Annotated in this window: 24 protein-coding genes and 2 tRNA genes; 9 read left to right on the top strand and 17 right to left on the bottom strand. The window is 61.4% G+C overall.

Going from position 1 to position 26091, the window contains the following annotated elements:
- Window positions 1-140 precede the first annotated feature (140 nt).
- Both ASN89_RS28340 and ASN89_RS22250 read left to right on the top strand, forming a co-directional pair.
- The gene (locus ASN89_RS28340) at window positions 141-329 is read left to right on the top strand and encodes a hypothetical protein (protein ID WP_082654701.1); all 189 of its coding nucleotides are present in this window, start codon (window positions 141-143) and stop codon (window positions 327-329) included.
- A 259-nt stretch (window positions 330-588) separates the two neighbouring features.
- Window positions 589-813: a hypothetical protein gene (locus ASN89_RS22250; RefSeq protein WP_034757471.1), complete on the top strand. Its 225-nt coding sequence runs from the start codon at window positions 589-591 to the stop codon at window positions 811-813.
- Between the two features lie 67 nt (window positions 814-880).
- Here the strand turns inward: ASN89_RS22250 and cydX are convergent, their stop codons facing one another.
- The 5 genes from cydX to cydD all read right to left on the bottom strand — a co-directional run bounded on the left by cydX (window position 881) and on the right by cydD (window position 7248).
- Window positions 881-997, bottom strand: coding sequence for a cytochrome bd-I oxidase subunit CydX (cydX, locus tag ASN89_RS22245; protein ID WP_034757467.1), 117 nt, complete (start codon window positions 995-997; stop codon window positions 881-883).
- Between the two features lie 22 nt (window positions 998-1019).
- Window positions 1020-2174, bottom strand: a complete 1155-nt coding sequence (cydB, locus tag ASN89_RS22240; RefSeq protein WP_058050791.1) for a cytochrome d ubiquinol oxidase subunit II — start codon at window positions 2172-2174, stop codon at window positions 1020-1022.
- Between the two features lie 13 nt (window positions 2175-2187).
- Complete coding sequence (locus ASN89_RS22235) at window positions 2188-3765, bottom strand: cytochrome ubiquinol oxidase subunit I (protein ID WP_058050790.1); 1578 nt, start codon at window positions 3763-3765, stop codon at window positions 2188-2190.
- A 115-nt stretch (window positions 3766-3880) separates the two neighbouring features.
- A complete protein-coding gene (locus ASN89_RS22230; RefSeq protein WP_058050789.1) occupies window positions 3881-5563 on the bottom strand; it encodes an amino acid ABC transporter ATP-binding/permease protein in 1683 nt (560 codons plus the stop codon).
- Entirely contained in the window at window positions 5560-7248 is a 1689-nt protein-coding gene (gene cydD / locus ASN89_RS22225) for a thiol reductant ABC exporter subunit CydD (RefSeq protein ID WP_058050788.1), read from the bottom strand. Before cydD ends, ASN89_RS22230 begins: the two co-directional genes overlap by 4 nt.
- Window positions 7249-7387: 139 nt before the next feature.
- Here cydD and ASN89_RS22220 point away from each other — a divergent pair, with 139 nt between their 5' ends.
- The 4 genes from ASN89_RS22220 to ASN89_RS22210 all read left to right on the top strand — a co-directional run bounded on the left by ASN89_RS22220 (window position 7388) and on the right by ASN89_RS22210 (window position 10122).
- A complete protein-coding gene (locus tag ASN89_RS22220) occupies window positions 7388-7939 on the top strand; it encodes a GbsR/MarR family transcriptional regulator (RefSeq protein WP_185982152.1) in 552 nt (183 codons plus the stop codon).
- 307 nt (window positions 7940-8246) lie between these two features.
- Window positions 8247-8813: a PEP-CTERM sorting domain-containing protein gene (locus ASN89_RS29565; RefSeq protein WP_058050787.1), complete on the top strand. Its 567-nt coding sequence runs from the start codon at window positions 8247-8249 to the stop codon at window positions 8811-8813.
- 160 nt (window positions 8814-8973) lie between these two features.
- A complete protein-coding gene (locus ASN89_RS29075; protein ID WP_161911792.1) occupies window positions 8974-9144 on the top strand; it encodes a hypothetical protein in 171 nt (56 codons plus the stop codon).
- 147 nt (window positions 9145-9291) lie between these two features.
- Window positions 9292-10122 (top strand): PEP-CTERM sorting domain-containing protein, encoded by an 831-nt coding sequence (locus ASN89_RS22210; RefSeq protein ID WP_082654691.1) that lies wholly within the window; start codon window positions 9292-9294, stop codon window positions 10120-10122.
- 96 nt (window positions 10123-10218) lie between these two features.
- Here the strand turns inward: ASN89_RS22210 and ASN89_RS22205 are convergent.
- The 6 genes from ASN89_RS22205 to ASN89_RS22180 form a co-directional block, all read right to left on the bottom strand.
- Window positions 10219-10293, bottom strand: a tRNA-Arg gene (locus ASN89_RS22205).
- A gap of 94 nt (window positions 10294-10387) precedes the next feature.
- Window positions 10388-10464 (bottom strand) — tRNA-Pro (locus ASN89_RS22200).
- A gap of 92 nt (window positions 10465-10556) precedes the next feature.
- Window positions 10557-11894 (bottom strand): phosphoglucosamine mutase, encoded by a 1338-nt coding sequence (gene glmM, locus ASN89_RS22195; RefSeq protein WP_046683725.1) that lies wholly within the window; start codon window positions 11892-11894, stop codon window positions 10557-10559.
- 39 nt (window positions 11895-11933) lie between these two features.
- On the bottom strand, window positions 11934-12767 hold the full coding sequence (gene folP / locus ASN89_RS22190) for a dihydropteroate synthase (RefSeq protein WP_058050785.1): 834 nt from the start codon (window positions 12765-12767) through the stop codon (window positions 11934-11936).
- A 104-nt stretch (window positions 12768-12871) separates the two neighbouring features.
- Window positions 12872-14752, bottom strand: a complete 1881-nt coding sequence (gene ftsH, locus ASN89_RS22185; RefSeq protein WP_035817778.1) for an ATP-dependent zinc metalloprotease FtsH — start codon at window positions 14750-14752, stop codon at window positions 12872-12874.
- A gap of 202 nt (window positions 14753-14954) precedes the next feature.
- Entirely contained in the window at window positions 14955-15638 is a 684-nt protein-coding gene (locus ASN89_RS22180; RefSeq protein WP_058050784.1) for an RlmE family RNA methyltransferase, read from the bottom strand.
- Between the two features lie 42 nt (window positions 15639-15680).
- Here ASN89_RS22180 and ASN89_RS22175 point away from each other — a divergent pair, with 42 nt between their 5' ends.
- Window positions 15681-16151 (top strand): YhbY family RNA-binding protein, encoded by a 471-nt coding sequence (locus tag ASN89_RS22175; RefSeq protein ID WP_010397237.1) that lies wholly within the window; start codon window positions 15681-15683, stop codon window positions 16149-16151.
- Window positions 16152-16331: 180 nt separating this feature from the next.
- On the opposite strand, the gene ASN89_RS22170 is transcribed toward ASN89_RS22175, so the two are convergent.
- The 6 genes from ASN89_RS22170 to ASN89_RS22145 form a co-directional block, all read right to left on the bottom strand.
- Window positions 16332-16781, bottom strand: coding sequence for a DUF4149 domain-containing protein (locus ASN89_RS22170; protein ID WP_200969103.1), 450 nt, complete (start codon window positions 16779-16781; stop codon window positions 16332-16334).
- A complete protein-coding gene (gene greA / locus ASN89_RS22165) occupies window positions 16781-17257 on the bottom strand; it encodes a transcription elongation factor GreA (protein WP_034757428.1) in 477 nt (158 codons plus the stop codon). The genes ASN89_RS22170 and greA overlap by 1 nt, the downstream gene beginning before the upstream one ends.
- Window positions 17258-17420: 163 nt before the next feature.
- A complete protein-coding gene (gene carB, locus ASN89_RS22160; RefSeq protein WP_034786033.1) occupies window positions 17421-20651 on the bottom strand; it encodes a carbamoyl-phosphate synthase large subunit in 3231 nt (1076 codons plus the stop codon).
- Window positions 20644-21822, bottom strand: a complete 1179-nt coding sequence (carA, locus tag ASN89_RS22155) for a glutamine-hydrolyzing carbamoyl-phosphate synthase small subunit (RefSeq protein WP_046683722.1) — start codon at window positions 21820-21822, stop codon at window positions 20644-20646. Before carA ends, carB begins: the two co-directional genes overlap by 8 nt.
- A gap of 295 nt (window positions 21823-22117) precedes the next feature.
- Window positions 22118-22525 carry a GlcG/HbpS family heme-binding protein gene (locus tag ASN89_RS22150; RefSeq protein ID WP_046683721.1) on the bottom strand — a complete coding sequence of 136 codons (408 nt, stop codon included), beginning with the start codon at window positions 22523-22525 and terminating at the stop codon, window positions 22118-22120.
- 59 nt (window positions 22526-22584) lie between these two features.
- On the bottom strand, window positions 22585-23496 hold the full coding sequence (locus ASN89_RS22145; protein ID WP_046683720.1) for a patatin-like phospholipase family protein: 912 nt from the start codon (window positions 23494-23496) through the stop codon (window positions 22585-22587).
- 223 nt (window positions 23497-23719) lie between these two features.
- Here ASN89_RS22145 and ASN89_RS22140 point away from each other — a divergent pair, with 223 nt between their 5' ends.
- Together ASN89_RS22140 and leuA are read left to right on the top strand one after the other, a co-directional pair.
- On the top strand, window positions 23720-23986 hold the full coding sequence (locus tag ASN89_RS22140) for a barstar family protein (RefSeq protein ID WP_235502041.1): 267 nt from the start codon (window positions 23720-23722) through the stop codon (window positions 23984-23986).
- A 352-nt stretch (window positions 23987-24338) separates the two neighbouring features.
- Window positions 24339-26045 (top strand): 2-isopropylmalate synthase, encoded by a 1707-nt coding sequence (leuA, locus tag ASN89_RS22135; RefSeq protein ID WP_046683718.1) that lies wholly within the window; start codon window positions 24339-24341, stop codon window positions 26043-26045.
- Window positions 26046-26091: the final 46 nt, after the last annotated feature.

Below are 26091 nucleotides of genomic sequence, written 5' to 3'. Positions count from 1 at the left end.
CGCAGTGTAGCAGACTGACGCCCTCGCCCCTTCCGCAAACGCAGCGGACGCGCTTTTTTTGCGCGATGTGCTAGGCTGGAAACATCAGCACGTGCCACGGCCACCCCGGCAGCGTGGCGCACCACCGCGAGGGAATCACCATGCATTCCAGCACCAACGCCGCCACCGCACCCGCCCCGCCACCGGAGCGCGATTCACCCACGCCGGCCAGCGAAAGCCACGCCGAGGAAATCCTCGATGAAGCGCTGAAGGAAAGCTTTCCGGCCAGCGACCCGATTGCCATTGCAACACCCAAACCGCCGAGCAAGCCGCCTGCCGCTAGGTCGTAAGCCGACGACGCCACCGTCGCGGCCAGCAATATTGTCGGATTACGCTTGGCCTTGCCCCGCCAATCCGACCTACTTCCCATCACCAGCAGCCCGTAGGTCGGCTTAGCGCGCAGCGCGTAAGCCGACGACGCCACCATTGCAAGCTCGCAAAGCCACCAGCATGGCGGTTTTTTTATGCCTGCACCGCATCCAAATGGCGCTCCCGTGCGTAGATGGCTATGCCATCACCTGATTTGTTACCACGCGGAAAGGGAAAGCCATGCAGCATTACAGCAAAAAGACGGATCCCATGGACCAGCGCCTGTACCTGGCCCAGCGCATCGACCGTGCCGATGCGCGCCTCCGGCGGCTGAACGAGGCGCTGGCCGATGCGGCGGCGCGCGAACGCTGTGCGCGCTGGATTACGGCCTGGGCCGTGGCAGCGGGCGCCGACGCCCCACGCGGCATGAAACTGCGCATCCGCGGCGAATTTATTTTGCTTTAGTAAGCAAAAAGCCCCGCCGGGCATTGCGCCAGGCGGGGCTGTTCAGGATGTAACGCGGCCAGCTCCTCTAGTCGCGGTACTGCTCGGGCGTCGTGTCGCCATCGGCGATTTCATACCACATCGCATTGAGCACGGCGAAGGTCGCCGCCAGCGGAAGACCCAGTATCCAGGCGAAATACCACATAGTTAATTCCTTTCGTAAATTCTTAGTAGGCGTGACCGCTGTCGTCGGCAATCGCTTTGCCGTCAACCTTACCCCACAACACTTTATATACCCACGTCGTGTAGGCCACGATGAGGGGAATAAAGACGGCCGTGACGACCAGCATGATGAACAGGGTCATGTGGCTGGACGAGGAATCCCACACCGTCAGGCTGGCGCGGGGATCGATCGACGATGGCAGGATGAACGGGAACATGGCCGCGCCCACGCTGAGGATGATGCCGGCGATGCTGGCCGCGCTGGCCAGCAAGGCGGGCACTTCGCGGCGCGCGCGCAGCAAGGCGAACGCCAGCAAGGGGCCCAGCAAGCCCAGCGCAGGGGCGATCCAGGTCCACGGATGGGCGGCAAAGTTGAGGAACCAGGCGCCCACGTGCACTTGCGCCGTTTTCAGCATCGGGTTCGACGGACCATCGACGACGACGGCGCTGGTGACGCGATAGCCATCGACCCACAGCCACAGGGCCACGCCTGCCAGCGCATACAGCACGACGGTGGCGAGCGCAGCCACGCTGCCGTAGCGGCGCGAGCGTTCAGCCACGGCGCCGTCCGTCTTCACTTGCAGCCAGGTGGCGCCGTGCATCACCAGCATGGCCACCGAGACGAGGCCGCACAGCAGCGCAAACGGATTGAGCAGCGCAAAGAAGCTGCCGTCATAGAAGATGTGCATGTCCGCCGAAAAACGGAACGGCACGCCTTGCAGCACGTTGCCGATCGCCACACCGCAGATCAGGGCCGGCACGAAGCCGCCCACGAACAGGGCCGCATCCCAGCGGGCGCGCCAGCGGGGATCTTCGCGCTTGCTGCGGAACTTGAACGCCACGGGACGCACGATCAGCGCCACGAGGATGACAAACATGGCCAGATAAAAGCCCGAGAACGAAACGGCGTACAGTTGCGGCCAGGCGGCAAAGATGGCGCCGCCGCCGAGGATCAGCCACACCTGGTTGCCTTCCCACACGGGACCGATGCTGTTGATGATGACGCGGCGCTCGAGGTCCGTCTTGCCGGCGAACGGCAGCAGGATGCCCGTGCCCAGGTCGAAGCCGTCCGTGATGGCAAAGCCCACCAGCAGGATGCCGATCAGCAGCCACCAGATCAGGCGCAGGGTTTCATACGAAATCATTTCATGCAAAATCATGGTCTGGCCCTCCTCAGGCGCGTTGGGTATGAATGGTTGCAGCCGCTGGCACGGGGGCCGGCGCCTTCTCTTCCGGCCCCTTGCGGATGGCCTTGAGCATGAGCTTCATTTCGATAATCAACAGCACGGTGTAGATGGCGGCAAAGCCGGCGATGGTAATCAAGAGGGTCGAAGCGCCCAGGTTCGAGACGGCCACGGCCGTCGGCAGCACGCCTTCGATCACCCACGGCTGGCGGCCCACCTCGGCCACGATCCAGCCCGCTTCAATGGCCACCCACGGCAGCGGGATGGCGAACACGGCCAGTTTCAGCAGCCAGCGGTGCTTGTCCAGCGTACGGCGCGTCGACAGGATGAAGAAGGTGCCAGTCAGCAAGATAAAGAACATGCCCAGGCCCACCATCACGCGGAAGGACCAGAACAATGGTCCCACGGGCGGCACGGTATCGAGCGCGGCCTTGCGGATCTGCTCGGGCGTGGCCTGGCGCGGGTCGTCGACATAGAGCTTCAGCAGCAAGGCATAGCCCATGGACTGGCCTTTCGATTCGAACATGTCCTTCGCGTCCTGCGGCACGGGACTGCCCGGCGCCACGCCGCGGATGGTTTGCAGCGCGTCATACGCCTTGATGCCATCCTTGATCAGCAGTTCGCCACGGTCGACCAATTGCTCGATGCCGGGGATTTCCGTCGACAGCGAACGCGTGCCGATCAAGCCCATCACCATCGGGATGTGCACGGCATAGTGCGTCTCGCGCGCTTTCGCGTCGGGAAAGCCGAAGGCCGTGAAGGCGGCCGGGGCCGGCTCCGTCGTCCACATGGCTTCGATGGCGGCCAGCTTCATCTTTTGATGTTCGGACGACAGGTAGCCGCTTTCGTCACCGAGTACCACCACCGACAGCGAGGCGGCCAGGCCGAACGAGGCGGCCACCGTCATCGAACGCTTGGCCAGTTGCACGTGGCGGCCCTTCAGCAGATACCAGGCGGAAATACCCAGCACGAACACGGCCGCGGCCGTATAGCCGGCCGACACCGTGTGCACGAATTTCGCCTGCGCCACCGGGTTCGTCAGCACGGCGCCGAAGTCCGTCACTTCCATGCGCATGGTTTGCGGATTGAAGGCCGCGCCGACGGGATTTTGCATCCAGCCGTTGGCGATCAAAATCCACAGGGCCGAGAAGTTCGAGCCGATGGCCACCAGCCAGGTCGTGACCAGGTGGCCGCGCTTCGACAGCTTGTCCCAGCCGAAGAAGAACAGGCCGACGAAGGTCGCTTCCAGGAAGAAGGCCATCAAGCCCTCGATGGCCAGCGGCGCGCCGAAAATGTCGCCCACATAATGGCTGTAATAGCTCCAGTTCATGCCGAACTGGAATTCCATGACGATGCCCGTCGCCACGCCCATGGCGAAGTTGATGCCGAACAAGACACCCCAGAACTTGGTCATGTCACGCCAGATGGGGCGGTTCGTCATCACGTAGACCGTCTCCATGATGGCGAGGATCACTGACAGGCCGATCGTCAGCGGAACGAATATAAAGTGGTACAGAGCTGTCAGCGCGAACTGCAGTCTGGATAAAGCGACAATATCGAAGTCCATATGATTTCCTTGGTGTTTCCCTAATGTAATTGTAGACTTGGTATCTATCTGATGTAATTCGATTGCTACCGCCCCTCATGCCGGCGGACGGCAGCGCCTGTGTCTCCGTTCTGTCTTAATCTCCGCGCAATCCCGCCATGGCCGTGTCGAAGGCCGGTGTGCCACGCCGCGCGTCGCCCACGATACGGCCATCGCGCAGACTAACCAGCCTGTCCGCCAGCGCCGCTTCGCGCCGCAAGTGGGTTGCGATCAGCAAGCTGCGTCCTTCGCTGCGCGCGCGCAGGCGCTGCAGGACGTCGGTCGCCGTCTGGGCATTCAGCGCTTCCGTCGCTTCGTCCAGCAGCCACAAGGTCGATTCATGCAGGAACAGCCGCGCCAGCGCCAATCGCCGCGCCTGGCCGCCCGACAGGCCCAGGCCGCCCTCGCCCAGCATGGTGTCCAAGCCGCCCGCAAAGGCGCGCACTTCCTCGTCCAGGCCGGCCGACTGCAGCGCCGCCCACAGTTGCGCGTCGCTGGCGGACGGGGCGGCCAGGCGCAGGTTGTCGCGCAAGCTGTCCTGGAACAATTCCGTCTTCTGCGTAAACAGGCAGGCGCGCGGCGCGCTCACCGTGCCCGACAATGGCGCCAGTTCGCGCGCGGCGATGGCCAGCAAGGTCGACTTGCCCGCGCCGCTGGGGCCGATCAAGGCCACGCGCTCGCCATCGGCGATGTGCAGCGATACGTCATGCAAGATGGCATTATTGCTGCCCGCATGCGCGGCGCTGACGTGCTCCAGGCGCAAGCCTGGTGCGGCATCAAAAGGCGGCGCACATACATCTTCGCCATCGAGGCGCGGCGCCAGACGCCGTACGGCCAACAGCATGCGCCCCGCTTCCAGCGCGCCGCGGCGCAGTCCCGCAAATGGCTCCACGGCCGTCAGGGCGATCAGCAAGGCCAGGGCCGCCAGAGGCAAACTCATCGTTTGCTGTTGCACCAGCGCGGCCACGGCCAGCAACACGCCAGCCAGAGTCGCGCTACCGGCAACGCCATACGCGGCGCCGGCGGCCGTCTCGAGGCGCAGCAAAGCAAAATCGGCTTGCGCCAGCGAGCGGTCGATCTGCCCCAGCGCCGCGCATTGGGCGTCGATGCGGCCCGCCATCACGAGATCCGTCTGGCCCGCCACCAGATCGATGGTGCCGGAACGCAGTTTTTCGATGGCGCGCGAGCGCACGATGGCGGGACGGCGGGCGCGGCGCGCCACGATCCAGCTGATGCCGCCACCGGCGGCCAGCAGCCACGCGGCCAGGCCCAGGCCCAGCTGCCACTGCATCACGCCCAGCGCCACGCCGGCCAGCAAGGCCGCGCACAGGGCCGTGAAGGCAGGCACGAGCAGGCGCAAGTACAGCGATTCGAGCGCGTCGATATCGGCCGTCAGGCGGAACAGCAGCTTGGCGGGCTGGCGCAGCAAGCGGCTGGCCGCTTCCGGGCGCGACCAGCCACGGAACAGGCGCACGCGGATGCTGGCCAGCGCGGCGAACGTGGCGTCGTGCGTGACGAGGCGCTCCGCATAGCGCGACCCCGTGCGGCCGATGGCCAGCAGGCGGATGCCGGCCGACGGACCGAACACGTCGAACACGATGGCCGTCGAAGCGTGCAGGCCAGCAATCGACGTGGCCGTGATGAACCAGCCGGACAAGCCCAGCAAGGCCATGCCGGCCACCGCCGTCAGGGCCGCCAGCAAGGCTCCGCCGATCAACTTGCCGGGCTGGGCCAGCAGCAATTGGCGCAGGACGGGGTTCAATATGATGGAGTTTTTCATGCGCGCAACTCCTCTGCCTGCGCCGGTGCAGCGACCTGCACCGTGCGCTGCAGGCGGCCAGCCAGCACGGGGTCGTGCGTGGCGACGATCATCGTCTTGCCTTGCGCCAGTGCCAGCAGGGCGTCCGTCACGCGCGCCGCCGTTTCGCTGTCCAGGTGGGCCGTCGGTTCATCGACCAGCAGCAAATCCGCATGCGGATGCAGGGCCACGCGGGCCAGGGCCAGGCGCACGGCTTCGCCGCCGGACAAGCCCTGGCCGCCATCGCTGAGCATGATGGCCGGCTGCGCCTGCGCCACCTTGGCCAGGTCGGCCAGGTGCAGCGCCTGCGTCACCTGCGCGGCGTTCGCCCCCACGCGGCCCAGGGTCATGTTCTGGCTGACGGACGCGGCAAACACGTGCGGACGCTGGCCCATCCAGGCCATGCGCTGGCGCAAGGTATTGACGGTGCTGTCGGTCAGGCGCACGCCGCCGATGCGGATGTCGCCGCCGCTGGCGGGCAGCAAGCCGGCCAGCAGGGACAGCAAGGTGGTCTTGCCGGCGCCGCTGGCGCCCAGCAGGGCCACGTGCTCGCCCGCGCCCACCTTCAGGTCGAAGCCGTCGAACACGGGCGCTTCGCCGGGATGGGCAAAGCGCAATTGCCGGAGTTCCACGGCGGGCGCCGCCGCCACGGCCATGGCGGCGGCGGAAACGGCCGCCACTTCCACACCAAAGCCAGGCAAAGGCACGCCATCGGCAGCCAGGTCGTGCAAACCGGCCAGGCCCGCTTCGCCGGCAGCCTTGTCGTGCCAGACGGCGGCCAGTTCGCGCAGCGGCTCGAAGAAGGCGGGCGCCAGCAGCAGGATGAACAAGCCCTGCCCCAGGCTCAGTTCGCGGCCCCAGGTGCCGAAATTGATGCTGCCCAGCAGCGAGAAACCAATGAAGGCCGCCACCATGGCCACGCCCAGCGCGGAAAACAGTTCCAGCACGGCGGACGACAAAAAGGCGATGCGCAGCACCACCATCGTGCGCCGGCGCACGGATTGCGAGGAGGCATCGAGCCGTTCGGCCGTGGCGTCGACGGCGTCGAGCGCGCGCAAGGTAGCCAGGCCGCGCAGGCGGTCCAGCAGAAAGGCGTTCATGCTGCCCATTTCCACCATCTGCGCGCGGCTGGCCGCCTGCGCGCCCATGCCGACGAGGGCCATGAAGACGGGAATCAGGGGCGCGGCGATGAGCAGGATCAAGGCCGCGATCCACGACAGCGGCGCCACCACGGCGAGGATCACGAGCGGCACGAGCATGACTTTCCAGCGCGCGGGCTTGTAGCGCACCAGGTACGGCACGATGGCTTCGGCCTGCTCGGCGATGACGCTGGCCGCCTGGCCCGACTGGGCGCGCTGGCGGTCCAGCGGCGAACGGCGCGCCAGCGCTTGCGCCACCTGCGCGCGCAAGGTGGACAGGTGCGCGCGCGCCGCCGCATACATGCGCCGCGCGCCCCACGCTTCGCAAGCGGCGCGCAGCACGCCCAGCAACAGCACGCCAGCGGCCGGCAACAGGGCCGCGCGCCAGCCGGCGCCATCGAGCATGGCTTGCACGGCCCAGGCCAGCAAGGCCGCTTGTGGCAGCCACAACAAGGCGGCGCCCCCTTGCGCCAGGCTGGCGGCGCGGGGAAGAATAAAGCGGGGCAAGGACAAGGGCGTGGTCGGCATCTTCTATACTTCTTGAGTTTTCAGAATTTTCTGTAAATTCGATATTTTGTATAATACTGCGAAACATGACATATATCAATTGACCCCACCAGTATGGCGTGAAAAAATTCAGATAATTATGAAAACTCAACATATCCAAATGACGCCGCTGATCCAGACCTTCGTCAGCCATTTCGGCGAGATGGGCAGCCGCTGGGGCTTTAACCGTACGGTGGGGCAAGTGTACGCCTTGTTATTTGTCGCGGAGCATCCTTTGCACGCGGATGAAATCGCGGAGCACCTGAGTTTTTCGCGCTCGAACGTGAGCATCGGCTTGAAGGAATTGCAGGGCTGGGGCTTGATACGCCAGTCGCGCATCCCCGGCGACCGGCGCGAGTATTTCTCCTCGCTGGGCGACGTATGGCAAATCTTCCGCGTCGTGGCGGCCGAACGTCGCCGCCGTGAAGTGGCGCCTACCCTGACGGTGCTGCGCGAATCGCTGCTGGCGCCGGCCACGGAACCCGTGGATCAATATGCGCAGGAGCGCATGCGTGAAATGTATGAACTGGTTGACCTGGCCAACACCTGGTTCGACGATTTGCAGCGCCTGTCGCCCGAGTCGATGGCGCAACTGATGAAAATGGGCGCCAAGGTACAGAAACTGCTCAACGCCAAGGATCGCCTGTTTGGCGTCAGCAACAACAGCGACTGAAGCACCCGCCGCCGCCCCTCTCCCCGAAGCCAAGACACCGCCAGCACAAGCTGGCGCGCCTTGTCACGCCATTTCTTGACCTCATGTTGGCTATCGCTAGCACAGCCATGCATAGCCGTATGCGATGTTGTCAACCAAACCAATAGAATTATTAAAATTGTATTAATTTATATCAAGAGTAAGCTTTCATTTGCGTACTTGCTACGCGCAGGAAATAACTAAAAACGGGCAATGGGATGACTCCCCCGGCAAGCAGGGACGCGTCCCAACACGATGAAGCGACTGTCTCAAGCACAAGGGGATTTTCATGAAAAGCGTAAAGAGCATTGCCATCAAGGCATCCATGCTGGCCGCAATGGCCGTACTGGCAAGTGCGGCGCAAGCCGCCACCTGGGTCGATGTCGGGCCGGCCAGCGGTTTCGTCATCGCCGGCAGCACCGTCACCTATTCGCCATCGCCGGCACTGCAGGTGAAATATTATGACGATAATCTCGTGCCACAGAGCCCCTCGGACATCCAGGGTTATATCAATGGCGTGTTCGGCACCAGCCTGGGCGCCGCCGTCTCGTATTGCGACAACGCCACCTCGGGCTGCACTGCCGGCACCACGGCAGGCTTGAGCGGCGGCGTCAACTCCTATACGAGCGCGGCCGCCTATGACTTCCTGGCCATCCACTTCGGTCAGGGCGAACTGGTATTCCACTGGGCAGCTCCAGTGGCTGCCGGCACCACCTTCACGGTGGAAGGCCTGCCCAAGGGTCTGAGCAATTACCGGGCTTTCATTTCCGCCGTGCCGGAACCTGAAACCTACGCCATGCTGCTCGCCGGGCTGGGCCTGCTGGGCTTCCTGGCACGCCGCCGCCAGGGAAAGTAAGCGCCATCTGCGGCAGCGGCGCACCAGCGTCCGCTGCCGCCCTCAACTCTAGCAGCCTGTTTACACCGCGCTTGCGGCGCAAGAGCCGCTTTTTACACCATCTTTAGACTCCCCTCGCTATGCTCGACGGCATCCACTGCTGATCGACGAGGGAGTACTCATGCATGAACAACCGTTTCAGCCACGCGCGCGCAGCGTGATCCGCCAGCACCTGCCCGTGCGGGAAAGGCTGCGCCTGAGCAACAGGAAGCGCGCGTCCCTGGTCGTGGCCATGCTTGTCGCGGCACCCATCCTCTACCTGCTGTCAGCGATCCTGTCGGCGCAACCATAAGCGCCGACAGCGCGCATCGCCGCGCCGGAATGGTAATAAAGTGACAATTGAAGCATTTCCATCAATTCGATAGGAATATGATAATAACTCTTGTGCCGGCACCGCCGGCAAAGTCATCGGCGAGAATCCGCGCCCAAGGGGAAAGAAATGCATCAAGTTCGACTGTATCTGGCCGCGATCCTATGTACCTTGTCATCCATGCAGGCTTTCGCGCAGAGTAATATGTGGCAGGAAACCCATGCCTTTACCTTCCTGGCAAGCGGAACACAAAGTAGCTGGTCGGATTATCTGGTATCGGACCAGCCAGGCACCAGCCGCATTGCTTTTGGCGGTTACGACGAAACCAACGCCCTGCAGTCATGGGACGACGCGCTGCCTTACGAGCCAAGCCCTGCACCGAAAACCCTGCCGTATGGCGATACCATGCAGATCAGCGTAAAGGATGGCTACCGCATCACAGGATACAGCCTGCAGAGCAATGTATTCAGCGCCAACCTGGTCGCAATGGGATGGGAGAACTACGATGATGTGTACGATGAAATCGCGCCAGGATACGCCAACTCGTCGGCAACACTGGCCGTCGAGACGCGCTTGGCCGACGGCAGCGCAACCGGCGCCGGCCAGTCAAAAACACTTTTCAATTCCAGCGGCGAGCTATGGGTCGGCGCTTCCGGCCTGTCGCTGACACATGATTTTTCCATCCGCTTTGATGCCATGCTGACGACGGATGCAAAGGCACAATGGGCGCATATGCGCGATCCCGATCCCTATCTTTGCTGCCATTACATCTCCAGCCCCTCGCTGGCCTATGTCGCTTTCCAAGATATCATGCTGACGATTTATTCCGAGCCGATCCTGTCCGCAGTGCCGGAGCCGCAGACACATGCCATGCTGCTAGCGGGCTTGGGCTTGATCGGCTGGCGCTGGCGCAGGAAGGCGGCGGCACGGGGTCGGCAAGCGCTCCGCCAGATGGCGTAAGCACAGGCAGCGTCGGCGCGGCACAGAAAAAACGGGAAGGGTAATGAATGGAGCGCGGGCATTGCGCCGCTGATGACATTGCTGGCCAGTACATACTGGTCCGCCCAGAGGGAATCGAACCCCCATTCACGGTTTAGAAGACCGTTGTCCTATCCGTTGAACGATGGGCGGAAAGGTGCAGCATTTTAATCCATGCGCGCCGGCAATGAAATGCCTGCGCGGAATAGAAAACGGGCTGTCATCTCTGACAGCCCGCTTATGACTTTGGTCGGAGTACAAGGATTCGAACCTTGGACCCCCTGGTCCCAAACCAGGTGCGCTACCGGGCTGCGCCACACTCCGAAGACAAGATAATAACGCCCCCACCCAATTTCGTCAATTGCCATAGACGAATTAGATGGAAATAACTATCGGCCCTGCCCTGTCCCTACCCCTTAAGCGCCGACTTTATCGGCGATGCGGCGCGCCATGCTCTCGGCCTTCTCTTTATCTTTCGCCTCCACCATCACGCGGATCAGCGGTTCCGTGCCGGAAGCGCGGATCAGCACGCGGCCCGTGTCGCCCAGCTCGGCCTCGACCAGCTCTTTCTCGGCCACCATAGCGGCATTTTTTTGCCAGTCGAAACCGGGCGCCACACGCAGGTTGATCAGGGTTTGCGGGAACAGCACCAGTTCGGCCAGGCATTGCTGCAGGCTCTGGCCGCTGCGCTTGAGCGCGGACAACACTTGCAGCGCGGAGACGATGCCGTCGCCCGTCGTGTGCCGGTCCAGGCACAGCAAATGGCCCGAGCCTTCGCCGCCCAGTATCCAGCCCTTTTCCTTCATGACTTCCAGCACGTAGCGGTCGCCCACCTTGGCGCGCGCAAAGCCGATGCCCTGCTGCTTGAACAGCACTTCCAGCGCCATGTTGGTCATCAGGGTGCCGACGGCGCCAGCCACGGGACCTGTTGCCAGGCGATCCTTGACCATGACGTACAACAACTCGTCGCCGTTGTACAAGCGTCCCGTGGCGTCGCACATGATCAGGCGGTCGGCGTCGCCATCGAGCGCGATACCGAGGTCCGCGCCGTGCTCGACGACAGCCTCGGCCATGGCCTTGGTTGCCGTGGCGCCGAAGCCCGCATTGATATTGAAGCCGTCAGGCTTGTTGCCGATGGCGATGACTTCCGCGCCCAGCTCATGGAACACGTGCGGCGCGATATGGTAGGCGGCGCCATGCGCGCAATCGACGACGATCTTCAGGCCGCGCAAGTCCAGCTCGTTCGGGAAGGTGCTCTTGCAAAATTCGATGTAGCGGCCCTGGGCATCGTCCAGGCGCTTGGCCCGGCCCAGCTTGTCCGACGCCACGCAAGACATGGGCTCGTCGAGCGCCGCTTCGATTTCCAGTTCCACGCTGTCGGGCAGCTTGGTGCCCTGGCCGGAAAAGAACTTGATGCCATTGTCGTGATACGGATTGTGCGAGGCGGAAATGACGACGCCGGCCGACAGGCGCAGCGCCCGCGTCAGGTAGGCGATCGCCGGCGTCGGCATGGGGCCGGCCAGCATCACGTCCACGCCAGCGGCCGACAAGCCCGCTTCCAGCGCCGCTTCCAGCATGTAGCCGGAAATGCGCGTGTCCTTGCCGATCAGTACAGTCGGATGCGCCTTGCCGCCTTGCGACTTGGCCAGCACCTTGCCGGCCGCATAACCGAGGCGCATGACGAAATCGGGGGTGATCGGAGCCGTGCCCACCAGGCCGCGGATGCCATCGGTGCCAAAATATTTACGCGTCATAGTTTTCTCTTTTTGTTGTTTATAATGAATCTTACAGGGTCAGTGCGCCATGCGCCAGACCTTCAGTGCATCGACGGTTTCAGCGACATCATGCACACGGATAATTTCCGCACCTTGCGCTACAGCAGCCAGCGCACCGGCAACACTGCCGGCCAGGCGCTGCTCGACGGGACGCCCCGTGACGGCGCCTATCATCGACTTGCGCGACAAGCCGGCCAGCACAGGCAGGTCCAGTTCGCTGCGCAGCTGGCGCGTGGCGCGCAGCAAGGCGTAGTTCTGTTCCACCGTCTTGCCAAAGCCAAAACCGGGATCGACGCACAGGCGTTCGCGGGCGATGCCGGCCGCCGTCATGGTGTCGATGCGCTCGCGCAGGAAGGCGATGACTTCGCGCACCACATCTTCGTACTGCGGCTGGTCCTGCATGGTTTGCGGCACGCTTTGCATGTGCATGATGCACAGCGCGCAATCGCTGTCCTGCACGGCGTCGATGGCGCCCGGCGCGCGGAAACCGTTGATGTCGTTGATCATGTCGGCGCCCGCCAGGATGGCTTCGCGCATCACTTCAGGCTTGTACGTATCGACGGACAGGGGCTTGCCGCAGTCGCGCAAGGCGTACAGCACCGGCATGACGCGCGCAAGCTCGTCCTGCAGCGGCAGCGGCGGAGCGCCGGGGCGGCTCGACTCGCCGCCGATGTCGATGATGTCGACGCCGTCAACAATCATCTGCTCGGCGCGCGAAATGGCAAATTCCAGGTGTTGATACTGGCCCGCATCGGAAAACGAGTCGGGCGTGATGTTCAGGATGCCCATCACCAGCGCCTGCGTGCCCTGCAGGTTGAAGCCGAAACGGCCGAATTGCAAATAGTGTCGCATGTGAATCTTTTGTAGTCGTCAGGAAAAGCTGGCGCGCCAACGAAAAAGGGCAAGGATCGCTCCTTACCCTTTTGATTACGCGCCGCCGGTCAGGGCAGCCGCTATCAAGCTGGTGCCGTCACGTTCGGCGAGATGCCGCCCGTGCCGCTGTCGCCCGCATTGCGGCGTGGCGGGATGACTTTCGGTGGACGCGGCTCCAGGCCGGCCATGATGTCATTGATTTGCTCTGCATCGATGGTTTCCCATTCCAGCAAGGCTTTGGTCATCATTTCGACCTTGTCGCGGTTGCCTTCCAGCAAAGTACGCGCCAAAGCATATTGCTTGTCGAGAATGTTGCGGATTTCAGCATCGACCTTTTGCTGGGTCGCTTCCGAGATCGTCTTGGTGGCGCCACCGAAGAAACCTTCGTTTTCGCTGTCTTCGTAGACCATCACGCCCATGCTGTCGGACATGCCGAAGCGGGTCACCATGGAACGGGCCAGCTTGGTGGCGCGCGAGAAGTCGTTCGACGCGCCCGTAGACATTTGACCCACGAAAATCTCTTCGGCGATACGGCCGCCGAACAGGATGGAAATTTCTTCCAGCATCTTGTCCTTGTAGGCGGACAAGTTATCGTGTTCCGGCAGCTGCCACGTCAGGCCCAGGGCCCAGCCGCGCGGCATGATCGTCACTTTATGCACGGGATCGGCCTTCGGCAGCAGCTTGGCGACGACGGCGTGACCGGACTCATGGTAAGCCGTATTGCGACGCTCTTCCTCGCGGATGATCATCGATTTACGCTCAGGACCCATATAGATCTTGTCTTTCGCGTCTTCGAAGTCCGCCATTTCCACCAGGCGCTTGCTGCGGCGGGCCGCGAACAGGGCTGCCTCGTTGACCAGGTTGGCCAGGTCCGCACCCGAGAAACCAGGGGTGCCGCGGGCCAGGATATCGGCTTTCACGTCGGTACCGATAGGTACTTTACGCATGTGCACATTCAAGATCTGCTCACGGCCGCGGATATCGGGCAAGCCGACGGAAACCTGGCGGTCGAAACGGCCCGGACGCAGCAAGGCTTTGTCGAGCACGTCGGCGCGGTTGGTGGCGGCCACGACGATCACGCCGGAGTTCGCTTCAAAACCGTCCATCTCGACCAGCAACTGGTTCAAGGTCTGTTCGCGCTCGTCATTGCCGCCGCCCATGCCTGCACCGCGGTGACGGCCGACAGCGTCGATCTCATCGATGAAGATGATGCATGGCGAATGCTTTTTCGCGTTTTCAAACATGTCGCGGACACGGCTGGCGCCCACGCCGACGAACATTTCCACGAAGTCGGAACCGGAAATCGAGAAGAACGGCACCTTGGCTTCGCCGGCGATGGCGCGCGCCAGCAGGGTTTTACCCGTGCCCGGAGGACCGACCATCAGCACGCCGCGGGGAATGCGGCCGCCCAGTTTCTGGAATTTGCTCGGATCCTTGAGGAAGTCGACCACTTCGTTGACTTCTTCTTTCGCTTCGTCGCAACCGGCGACATCGGCGAAGGTGACGGTGTTGCTGGCTTCATCCATCATGCGCGCCTTCGACTTGCCGAACGAGAATGCCCCGCCCTTGCCGCCGCCTTGCATCTGACGCATGAAGAATACCCAGACGCCGATCAACAGCAGCATGGGGAACCAGGAAACAAAAATAGTTTGCAGGAAAGACGCTTCCTCGGGCGGACGCACATCGAAATGCACGCCATTGTCGCGCAAGTCGCCGATCAGGCCCTTGTCGAGGCTGGTGGCGGTGGTACGCACCTTGGTGTCGTCCATCAGCTTGGCGGTGATCGACGAACCCTCGATCACGACATCCTTGACGCGCTTGGCTTTGACTTCATCCAGCAAATCGGAATAAGCGATGGCCTTGCTGCCGCCTGTGGCGCCATGACTGTCGAATTGCTTGAACAGCATGAACAACAGCAGCAATACGACTACCCAGATGGCAGATTTGGAAAACATGTTATTCACGAAGACTCCTTGGATGCAGTGCGCATCTCTTTACCTATAGCTAGAAACACGATTTTACTCGCAATAAGCGGGCCGTGCCAAAGCCCGCCGATCCGTGCGCGCGAAAAAATCGCGTTCACGCAAAAAAATGCAGTATAAACAATTTAGGCTTTTATGCCATCAGACGCTACTGCACTTCTCGTTCCCATGTGCGGATTCCCTCTTAAATATCAAGGGTGGAATCATCTTCTTCAACGGCATTTTTCAGCGGATTCTTGATTCCACGCCCCATCAGGAAGATTTCCGACGATTTATCGCGGCTGGCCTTCGGTTTTTTCTGCACCACAACCTTGAATTCAGCGCGGAATTTCTCCACGATCTGGCTGAAACCCATGTCTTTAAAGCATTTCACCAGCAATACGCCGGACGGCTTCAAGTGCAATTGCGAAAATTCGATGGCCAGGTCGATCAGATGCTCCATGCGCGCGGCGTCCGCCGTGGCGATGCCCGACAGGTTGGGCGCCATGTCCGACAGGACCAGGTCCACCTTACGGCCCTGCAACACCACTTCCAGCTGGCGCAGCACGCGCGCTTCGCGGAAGTCGCCCTGGATGAAGTGGAAATCGGCGATGGGCTCCATTTCCAGCATGTCCAGGCCAATCAGGGTACCATTGACCCCGCCGCCGTCCTTGCCGGCCAGCTTGCGCCGCGTGTACTGGGCCCAGCTGCCAGGAGTGCAACCAAGGTCGACAATCACCTGGCCAGGTTTGATCAGTTTCTCGTCTTCATCGATTTCTTTGAGCTTGTATGCTGCCCGGGCGCGGTAGCCCTCTTTTTGCGCCAACTTCACATAAGGATCATTTATGTGGTCGTGCAACCAGTTTTTGTTTAATTTCTTCTTTGCCATTCGCGTAGAATACTGCTTTTAAGGGAATTACTAAATATTATTATGCTAAAACTTACACCCGTAGAGCGCAGCGCACTGCGCGCCGAAGCACACGCGCTGAAGCCTATCGTCATCATTGGCGAAGCGGGCTTGACACCTGCTGTCCTCAAAGAGATCGACCTTGGCCTGGATTCGCACGGTCTGATTAAAGTCCGCGTGTTCGGCGACGACCGCGAAGCCCGCGTCGGAATGTACGATACGATTTGCGGCAATCTCGGCGCCGCCCCGGTACAACATATTGGCAAACTGCTGGTAATCTACCGTCCGAAAAAAGAAGTGGTTAAGGAGAAGGTCAGCGCCGGCAAAGGCATGCGCGAAGTGACCATCGTCAAGGCCAGCGCCAGCGGCACCAAGCGCCCGAGCGTGACGAAAGTCATGATCAAGGGCAATGAGCGCGTTACCGAAGGCGGTTCCATCAAGCGTGCCAAGCCACGTCAGAAAAGCGCCAAGAAAAGCGCACTGGGCAGCAAGTAAGCCTGTCGTTCAGCAGCCGCAAGGCTGTTGAAACAAGAAGCGGAGCACGGGATCTTCCCTGCTCCGCTTTTTTATTGCTTGTCGGATTACGCGGCGCCAGGGCGCCGCTAATCCGACCTACGGCATTGACCGGTAGGTCGGATTAGCGCGCAGCGCGTAATCCGACAACACCACAGACGATTACTGCTGCTTCCAGATCAGCACGCCCGCCAGCAAGCTCTGCACGGCAAAGATCACGGTCGACACGCCATGCAGCATGCCGAAACGGCTGCGCATGGCCTCGTCCATGATGCCGGATGCTCCCTGGGCTTGCGCCTTGAGTTCGGCCATCAGCGGCGAGATGCCGAAATGGCTGAGCAGCGCGCACACGAGCATCGACAGCACCAACGCCCCCAGCAGGCGGCGGCGCTTGAGTTCCAGCGCGCCGGGCGCCCATTGCAGCAAGGCCAGCAGTATCAAGGCACAGGCGATCGACAGCCAGGCTTCGGCGCGGAACATGCTGCCGGCGATATTGCCTGCCAGCACTCTGTCGCTCAAGGTAGCGAACAAGGTCGGCGCCACGATGAAGCCGATGGTCCACAGGCTGCCGGCCCACAGGGTGGCAACGAGGATGCGCACGCGGGCGAGCATCAGATGTACAGCACTTCCAGGATTTCGTATTCGCGCGGGCCGGACGGCGCCTGCACTTCCACCACGTCGCCGGCATACTTGCCGATCAGCGCGCGGGCGATCGGGGACGTCACGGAAACCTTGTTCATTTTCAGGTCGGCTTCATCGAGGCCGACGATCTGGTACGTGACTTTCTGGCCCGATTCCAGGTCTTCCAGGTTCACGGTCGAGGCAAACACCACGCGGCCTTCCGCGTCGAGCGCGGTCGGGTCGATGATTTGCGCTGCGCCCAGCTTGCCTTCGAGTTCGGCGATGCGGCCTTCGACGAACGCCTGGCGTTCCTTGGCGGCATCGTACTCGGCGTTTTCCGACAAATCTCCGTGCGAACGCGCTTCGGCGATCGCATCGATGACGATGCGGCGTTCCTTGGTCTTCAAATGATGCAGCTCTTCTTTCAAGAGTTCTGCGCCGTATTTGGTCAATGGGACTGAGGTCATGTTATCTCTACTATCTGCTAGTTATCGGCGCCGTTGTCCGTGTTTTGCCACGGTTAACGGACTTACCAAGTGAAAACCACAGAGGCCGCGCGCTGCTCTGCACGGAACTCTGTGGTTGATAAGCATGCAGTGTACCGCCTAACGGCGGTCACTGCAAACGCACTTAGTTCAAGGTCTTGTGCAGGCCTTGCAAATCGTACACACGCAGCTCATCCAGGTGACGGATGCCTTCGACGGCCGCTTCCGCGCCCGCGATGGTGGTATAGGTCGTCACGCGCGACGCCAGGGCCGACGTGCGGATAGCCCGCGAATCGACGATGGCGCTGCGCTTTTCTTCCACGGTGTTGATCACCAGCACGATTTCATGGTTCTTGATCATGTCGACCACGTGCGGACGGCCTTCGATCACCTTGTTCACTGGCGTGACGGCGATGCCGGCAGCAGCGATCACGGCGGCGGTACCCTTGGTGGCGACCACGGTGAAACCGGACTCGACCAGGTCACGCGCCACTTGCACGGCGCGCGGCTTGTCCGACGCTTTCACGCTGATGAAGACCTTGCCCGATTTTGGCAGGTTCACGCCGGCGCCCAGTTGCGATTTCACAAACGCTTCGCCGAACGTCAGGCCCACGCCCATGACTTCGCCCGTCGATTTCATTTCAGGGCCCAGGATGGTGTCCACGCCAGGGAACTTGACGAACGGGAACACGGCTTCCTTGACGCTGAAGTATGGCGGCACGACTTCCTGCGTGATGCCTTGCGAGGCCAGCGACTGGCCGACCATGCAGCGCGCGGCGATCTTCGCCAGTTGCAGACCGGTGGCTTTCGAGACGAAAGGCACGGTGCGCGACGCACGCGGGTTCACTTCCAGCACGAAGACGACGTCTTTCATTTCGCCATCGATCTCTTGCTTCTGGATCGCGAACTGCACATTCATCAGGCCGACCACGTTCAGGCCCTTGGCCATCAGCGCCGTCTGGCGTTTCAGTTCTTCAATGGTTTCCGGCGCCAGCGAGTATGGCGGCAAGGAGCAAGCCGAGTCGCCCGAATGGACGCCAGCCTGTTCGATGTGCTCCATCACGCCGCCGATGAACGTCGTTTCGCCGTCGGAGATGCAATCGACGTCGCACTCGATGGCGTCGTTCAGGAAGCGGTCCAGCAGCACCGGCGAATCGTGCGAAACCTTGACGGCTTCGCGCATGTAGCGCTCGAGGTCGCGTTGCTCATGGACGATTTCCATGGCGCGGCCGCCCAGCACGTACGATGGACGCACGACCAGCGGGTAGCCGATTTCCTGCGCCAGCGCCAGAGCGTCGGCTTCCGTGCGCGCCGTGCGGTTAGGCGGCTGGCGCAGTTCCAGCTTGTGCAGCATTTGCTGGAAACGCTCGCGGTCTTCGGCCGCATCGATCATGTCGGGCGAAGTGCCGATGATCGGTACGCCATTCGCTTCCAGGTCCAGCGCCAGTTTCAATGGCGTCTGGCCGCCGTACTGCACGATCACGCCGACCGGTTTTTCAATGGCGACGATTTCCAGCACGTCTTCCAGGGTCAGCGATTCGAAGTACAGGCGGTCGGAAGTGTCATAGTCGGTCGAAACCGTTTCCGGGTTGCAATTGACCATGATGGTTTCGTAGCCGTCTTCGCGCATGGCGAGGGCCGCGTGGACGCAGCAATAGTCAAATTCGATACCCTGGCCGATACGGTTCGGGCCACCGCCCAGCACCATGATCTTTTTCTTGTCGGTCGGGTTCGATTCGCACTCTTCGTCATACGTGGAATACATGTACGCCGTGTCGGTCGAAAACTCGGCCGCGCACGTGTCGACGCGCTTGTAGACAGGACGGATGTTCAGCGCATGGCGCTGCTGGCGCACGGCCGTGTCGGTCGTCTGCAGCAAAAAGCCCAGGCGGCGGTCCGAGAAGCCCTTCTGTTTCAACTTATACAGGGTGTTCTTGTCCAGGTTTTCCAGCTTCTGCGTATCGAGCCACAGTTCCAGGTCGACGATTTCCTTGATCTGGATCAGGAACCATGGGTCGATCTTGGTCAGCTGATGCACTTCTTCCAGGGTGAAACCCTGGGCAAATGCGTCGCCCACGTACCAGATGCGCTCAGGACCAGGCTCGCCCAGTTCTTCTTCGATCTTTTCGCGGTCCTTGGTCTTTTCGTTCATGCCGTCCACGCCCACTTCCAGGCCGCGCAAGGCTTTCTGGAACGATTCCTGGAAGGTACGGCCAATCGCCATCACTTCGCCGACGGATTTCATCTGCGTCGTCAGGTGGTGGTCGGCGGTCGGGAATTTCTCGAACGTGAAACGGGGGATCTTCGTGACGACGTAATCGATCGACGGTTCGAACGATGCCGGCGTGGCGCCGCCCGTGATTTCATTGCGCAGCTCGTCCAGGGTGAAACCGACGGCCAGCTTGGCGGCGATCTTGGCGATCGGGAAGCCCGTCGCTTTCGATGCCAGGGCCGACGAACGCGAAACGCGCGGGTTCATCTCGATGACGATCATGCGGCCATCGACCGGGTTGATCGAGAATTGCACGTTCGAACCACCCGTGTCGACGCCGATCTCGCGCAGCACTGCGAGACTGGCATTGCGCATGATCTGGTATTCCTTGTCCGTCAGGGTTTGCGCAGGAGCGACGGTAATCGAGTCGCCCGTGTGCACGCCCATCGGGTCGAGGTTTTCGATCGAGCAGATGATGATGCAGTTGTCCGCCTTGTCGCGCACCACTTCCATCTCGTACTCTTTCCAGCCCAGCAACGATTCTTCGATCAGCAGTTCTTTCGTCGGCGACGCTTCCAGGCCGCGCTTGCAGATGGTTTCGAATTCTTCTTCGTTGTAGGCGATGCCGCCGCCGGAACCGCCCATGGTGAACGATGGACGGATGATCGTCGGGAAGCCCAGGGTGCGCTGCACGGCCCACGATTCTTCCATCGAGTGCGCCACGCCGGAACGGGCCGAACCGAGGCCGATCTTGGTCATCGCGTCCTTGAACTTGGAACGGTCTTCGGCCTTGTCGATGGCTTCCGGCGAGGCGCCGATCAGCTCGACGTTGTATTTCGCCAGCACGCCATTGTTGAACAGATCCAGCGCGCAGTTCAGCGCCGTCTGGCCGCCCATCGTCGGCAGGATCGCGTCAGGACGCTCCTTGGCGATGATGCGCTCGACGACCGACCAGGTGATCGGTTCGATGTAGGTGACGTCAGCCATTTCCGGGTCCGTCATGATGGTCGCAGGATTGCTGTTGACCAGGATGACTTTGTAGCCCTCTTCGCGCAGGGCCTTGCACGCTTGCGCGCCGGAATAATCGAATTCGCAGGCCTGGCCGATCACGATCGGGCCAGCGCCAATAATCAGAATACTTTTAATATCTAAACGTTTAGGCATTTTTCTTTTTCTCCTCCGCAGCCATCAAGTTGATGAAGCGGTCAAACAGGTAAGCAACATCCATCGGGCCCGGCGACGCTTCAGGGTGGCCCTGGAAGCAGAAGGCCGGCTTGTCCGTGCGGGCAAAGCCCTGCAGGGAACCGTCGAACAGCGATTCATGGGTCACGCGGCAATTCGCGGGCAAGGTTGCCGCGTCAACTGCGAAACCGTGGTTTTGCGAGGTAATCAAGACTTGTTTCGTTTCCAGGTCTTGCACCGGGTGGTTGGCGCCGTGGTGGCCGAACTTCATCTTCAAGGTTTTCGCGCCGGAAGCGATCGCCATGATCTGGTGGCCGAGGCAGATGCCGAAGGTCGGGATGCCCTTCTCGATCAATTCCTTGGTCGCCGCGATGGCGTAGTCGCACGGCTCCGGATCGCCGGGACCGTTCGACAGGAAGATGCCGTCCGGGTTCAGCGCCAGTGCATCGGCAGCTGTCGCTTGCGCGGGCAGCACGGTGACCTTGCAGCCGCGTGCCGTCAGCATGCGCAGGATGTTGCGCTTGACGCCGTAGTCGAAGGCGACCACGTGGTATTTCGCGTCCGCGTCGGCCAGCTGGCCATAGCCTTCGCCCAAGGTCCATTCCGTTTCGCGGTACTCGTAGGCGGCCTTGCTTGATACCACCTTGGCCAGGTCCATGCCGGCCAAGCCGGGGAAGGAGCGAGCAAGTTCCAGCGCTTGCGCGGAGGATGGCTCGTTGCCTTGCGTACCGACGAGGATGGCGCCACCCTGCGCACCTTTTTCACGCAGGATGCGCGTGAGCTTGCGTGTATCGATGCCGGCGATGGCAACGATATTTTCAGCTTTAAGGTAATCGGACAGGGAGAGGGTGGAACGGAAATTGGATGCCAGCAACGGCAGATCGCGGATGATGAGGCCAGAGGCGTGGACCTTGGAAGATTCGACGTCTTCCGGATTGACGCCCGTATTGCCGATATGCGGATAGGTCAGGGTGACCATCTGGCGGCAATAGCTTGGGTCGGTAAGGATTTCCTGATACCCGGTCATCGAGGTGTTGAAAACAACCTCGCCCGTGGTATGACCGGCGGCACCGATCGAAAAACCTTTAAAGATCGTTCCATCAGCAAGCGCTAATATGGCTGGAACGGCAGGGCCAGAAAAAAATGGCGGCAAGGGCAACTCCTGATAAAGTTACCGTAGCTGCGCCACGTCAGACCGACCGCCTAGATACCCGAGCCAGATGCACTCAGGGTGTTTCAACGGTCATTTTGAATGAGGGGATGGGTAGTCGCTACGGTATATGTGTGATTGGCTAAACCTTTGAATTATAACCAAAAGGAAGCTTTTCCACAAGGAAGAAAATACAGAAGCCCCGGCATTTTTTTGCGCAGCAGCATAAAACCTGCGCCCCATGAAAAAAGCCGCCCGGCTTGCGCGGAGCGGCTAGTTCTGCAACTGCGGCTACTACTTAGGCCGTCAGAGCGGCAATGCCTGCCTTGGCGATTTGCGCGTCCTCGGCGGATTTCACGCCCGAGACGCCGACGGCGCCCACGTAGTGGCCTTCGAACACGATGGGCACGCCGCCTTCGAGCAAGCCGTCGATTTCCGGCGCGCTCAGGAAGGACACGCGGCCGCCATTGATCATCTCTTCATAGATGCGCGATTCGCGACGGCCCAGTGCGGCCGTCTTCGCTTTCGATGGGGCGATGTGCGACGAGATCGGCGCCACGCCATCCATGCGCTGCAGCCACACCAGATGGCCGCCGTCGTCGACGATGGCGATTGTGACCGCCCAGTTATTCTTGACCGCTTCCGCTTCGGCGGCGGCAGCGATTTTCTTTACATCGTCCAGTGTCAAAATCGGTTTCGATTGCATGGTGCATCCTTGTTATGTTGAAACAAAATTGTATACGAAATGCGCAGCGCCGCTATCGCTTACTGCTCACGCTTGGCTTTCAGCTTTTGCTTGAGCTGCGCCATCACGGCAAAGGTCGCCTGCTCGCCCGCCAGGATCGCCTGGTTGCGGCTGTTGAAATCGTTGCCCTTCATGGTGCCCAGGCTGGGCTGGATCACCACGTCCGCATCTTTCAATTCGAACTGATTGATGCGCTGGCCCATGATGGCGAACGTCTGCATCAAGACTTCCATCGAGCTGATGGCTTTCTGGGTATCCGTTTGCGAGGAAATATTCACGGCGATGATGAAATCGGCGCCCATGTCGCGCGCAAAGCGCACGGGCACGGGAGCGACGAGGCCGCCATCGACATAGGTATGGCCGGCAATCGTCACGGGCTGGAACACGCCGGGCACGGCAGACGAGGCGCGCACGGCCATACCGGTGTTACCGCGCTGGAACAGGATCGGCTGGCCATTTTTCAAATCGGTCGCCACCACGCCAAATGGAATCTTGAGTTTTTCCAGCGGCACGCCGCCGACGGCCTTGTTGACATAGCTTTGCAGCGCCTCGCCTTTCAGCACGCCGGAGGACTTGCCGAACAGGGGCAAGGCCCAGTCGGAAATGGCCGCCTCGTCCATGTCGAACGCCATCTTTTGCAAGGCGAAGCCGGAATTTCCCGCCGCATACATGGCGCCCACCACGCTGCCGGCGCTGGTGCCGGTGACGATATCGGCCTGGATGCCCTGCGATTCGAGCGCCTTGATCACGCCGATATGCGCGAAACCGCGCGCCGCGCCGCCGCCCAGGGCCAGGCCGATCTTGATCTTGCGCGGCGTGACGACGATGGGCTCGGGCGGCGTCAATACTTGTATCGGTTTCGGGGCGGTGGTATCGCAGCCGGCCAGCGCAAAGGCGGCCAGGGCAAGCAGGGTCAGGCGTTTAGGGAACATGGTGGCAGAAGAGAACCGCACGCGGCAGTGACAATAAAGGAGAGCCGATTGTAGCGCAAGCGGGGCCGCCGGCACTGAAGGCCGTCTTAAATGTTTAAGGTGACAAGTTCAGGGAAGCGTGCGCGCCGCCCCTGCTGCTAGACTGGCGCCTGGTTTATTTACCTGCTCCCACTATGTCAGAACATCAAATAGCATGAATCGACGAGCCCTTGTAACAATCGACTTGAGCGATATCAACTCGCCGCGCCAGCTGCATGCCGCCTTGGCCGCCGCACTGGCTTTCCCCTCCTTCTATGGCATGAACTGGGATGCGTTCTGGGACGCCGTCACGGGCCTGGTGGACATGCCGCAACAACTGGAGCTGCGCGGCTGGCCAGCCTTCGCCGCGCGCCTGCCCCACGAAGCGACCACCCTGCGGCGCATCCTCACGCGCATGGCGCAGGATGCACTGGATGCGCCGAACGAGGCAGCCCACGTGCTTTACGTGTAGCACGGAAACGCTTGACAGCCCGGCCCGACTTCCCTTACATTGAGTGCATGTCCTCCTTCAAACATCCATCCCCTTCCCTGCTGTCGCTATCACGACTACACCTAGCACGCGCATAAGTTTGCCGCATTGCTTCGCCTGGCCACACGCCGGCGTGTTTCAAAAACCCTGGAAGGTTTGATGATGTTTGCACCATCCCCATTCGTACACGTAATCCCCACTGCGACCGCCTCCGCTGGCATCGCGGCACCTCTGCTACCGCTACCGATCGCTTGCCTGGCCTAGTGTCTCGTGGCCGCCCGGCAAGCTTGCGCCACAACCATTGATTTCCCCCTATCTTCAGGAGTACCCGATCATGATGTTGCAAAACCCAGCTTCCAAATACCGCGCCTTTCCTCCCGTCAAATTGACCGACCGTCAATGGCCGAACCAGATCATCAGCAAACCGCCTATCTGGATGAGCACCGATTTGCGCGACGGCAACCAGTCGCTGATCGAGCCGATGAGCGCGGAAAAGAAGCTGCGGTTCTTCGAAATGCTGATCGCCATCGGCCTGAAGGAAATCGAAGTGGGCTTCCCATCGGCATCGCAGACGGATTTCGATTTCGTGCGCAAGCTCGTCGATGAAGGCCGCATCCCGGACGACGTCACCATCATCGTGCTGACACAGTCGCGTGAAGAGCTGATCCGCCGCACGGTGGAATCCGTTGTCGGCGCCAAGCGCGCCATCGTCCACCTGTACAACTCCGTGGCACCCGTGTTCCGCAAGGTCGTGTTCGGCATGTCGCGCGAAGAAATCACGAATATCGCCACCACCGGCACCACCCTCGTCAAACAGCTGGTGGCCCAGCATCCGCAAACGGAATGGGGCTTTGAATACACGCCGGAATCGTTCTCGACGACGGAACTCGATTTTTCCAAGCATATCTGCGACGCCGTCAGCGCCATCTGGAAGCCGACCCCGGCCAACAAGATGATCATCAACCTGCCATCAACCGTGGAATGCAGCACGCCGAACGTGTATGCGGACCAGATCGAATGGATGTCGCGCAAGCTGGCGCGCCGCGATTCCATCATCATCAGCGTGCACCCGCATAACGACCGCGGCACGGCCGTCGCCTCGGCCGAGCTGGCCGTGATGGCGGGCGCCGACCGCGTGGAAGGCTGTTTGTTCGGCAATGGCGAGCGCACCGGCAACGTCGACCTCGTCACTTTGGCGATGAACCTGTACACGCAGGGCGTGCACCCGGGCCTGGATTTCTCCGACATCGACAGCGTGCGCAAATGCGTCGAAGAGTGCAACCAGTTGCCCGTCCACCCGCGCCACCCGTATGCGGGCGACCTGGTCTTCACGGCATTCTCCGGCTCGCACCAGGATGCGATCAAGAAAGGTTTCGCCAAGCAACAACCGGACAGCATCTGGGAAGTGCCGTACTTGCCGATCGACCCGGCCGACCTGGGCCGCAGCTACGACGCCGTGATCCGCGTCAACAGCCAGTCCGGCAAGGGCGGCATGGCGTACTTGCTGGAACAGGAATACGGCCTGGTCTTGCCGCGCCGCCTGCAGATCGAATTCTCGCGCGCCGTGCAAGCCGTGGCCGACGCGACTGGCCGCGAAATCGCCGCGCAGGATATCCATGAAATCTTCCAGCAGGAATACCTGGAGCAGACGGCGCCGTACGCCTACGCTTCGCACCGCATGGTGGAAGACACGAGCAGCGACGAATCCGTGCAAATCGACATCAGCCTGTCGCACCGCCAGACGCCGCTGGCCTTGCAAGGGGGCGGCAACGGTCCCATCGATGCTTTCGTCAATGCGCTCGGTCTCGACATCAAACTGATGGATTACCATGAGCACTCGATCGGCTCCGGCGCCAACGCGCAAGCGGCTTGCTATGTGGAATTGCGCCTCGACAACGGCCCGACCCTGTTCGGCGCCGCCATCGACAGCAATATCGTCACCGCTTCGTTCAAGGCCGTCTTGTCGGCCGTGAACCGCCGCATCAAGCAGACGGACGCCGAAAAAACAACAGCGACCGACGTGGCTGCCAGCGCCGCCTGAACACGGCTCGGGTATCCCTCATAGGGAGAAAAAGCGGTACGGCTTG

Origin of the sequence: Janthinobacterium sp. Ant5-2-1, assembly GCF_001445815.1 — a bacterium.
GTDB lineage: Bacteria > Pseudomonadota > Gammaproteobacteria > Burkholderiales > Burkholderiaceae_D > Janthinobacterium > Janthinobacterium lividum_E.
Note: the sequence above shows the minus strand (reverse complement) of the source record. Positions and strands in the feature narration are given on the sequence as shown.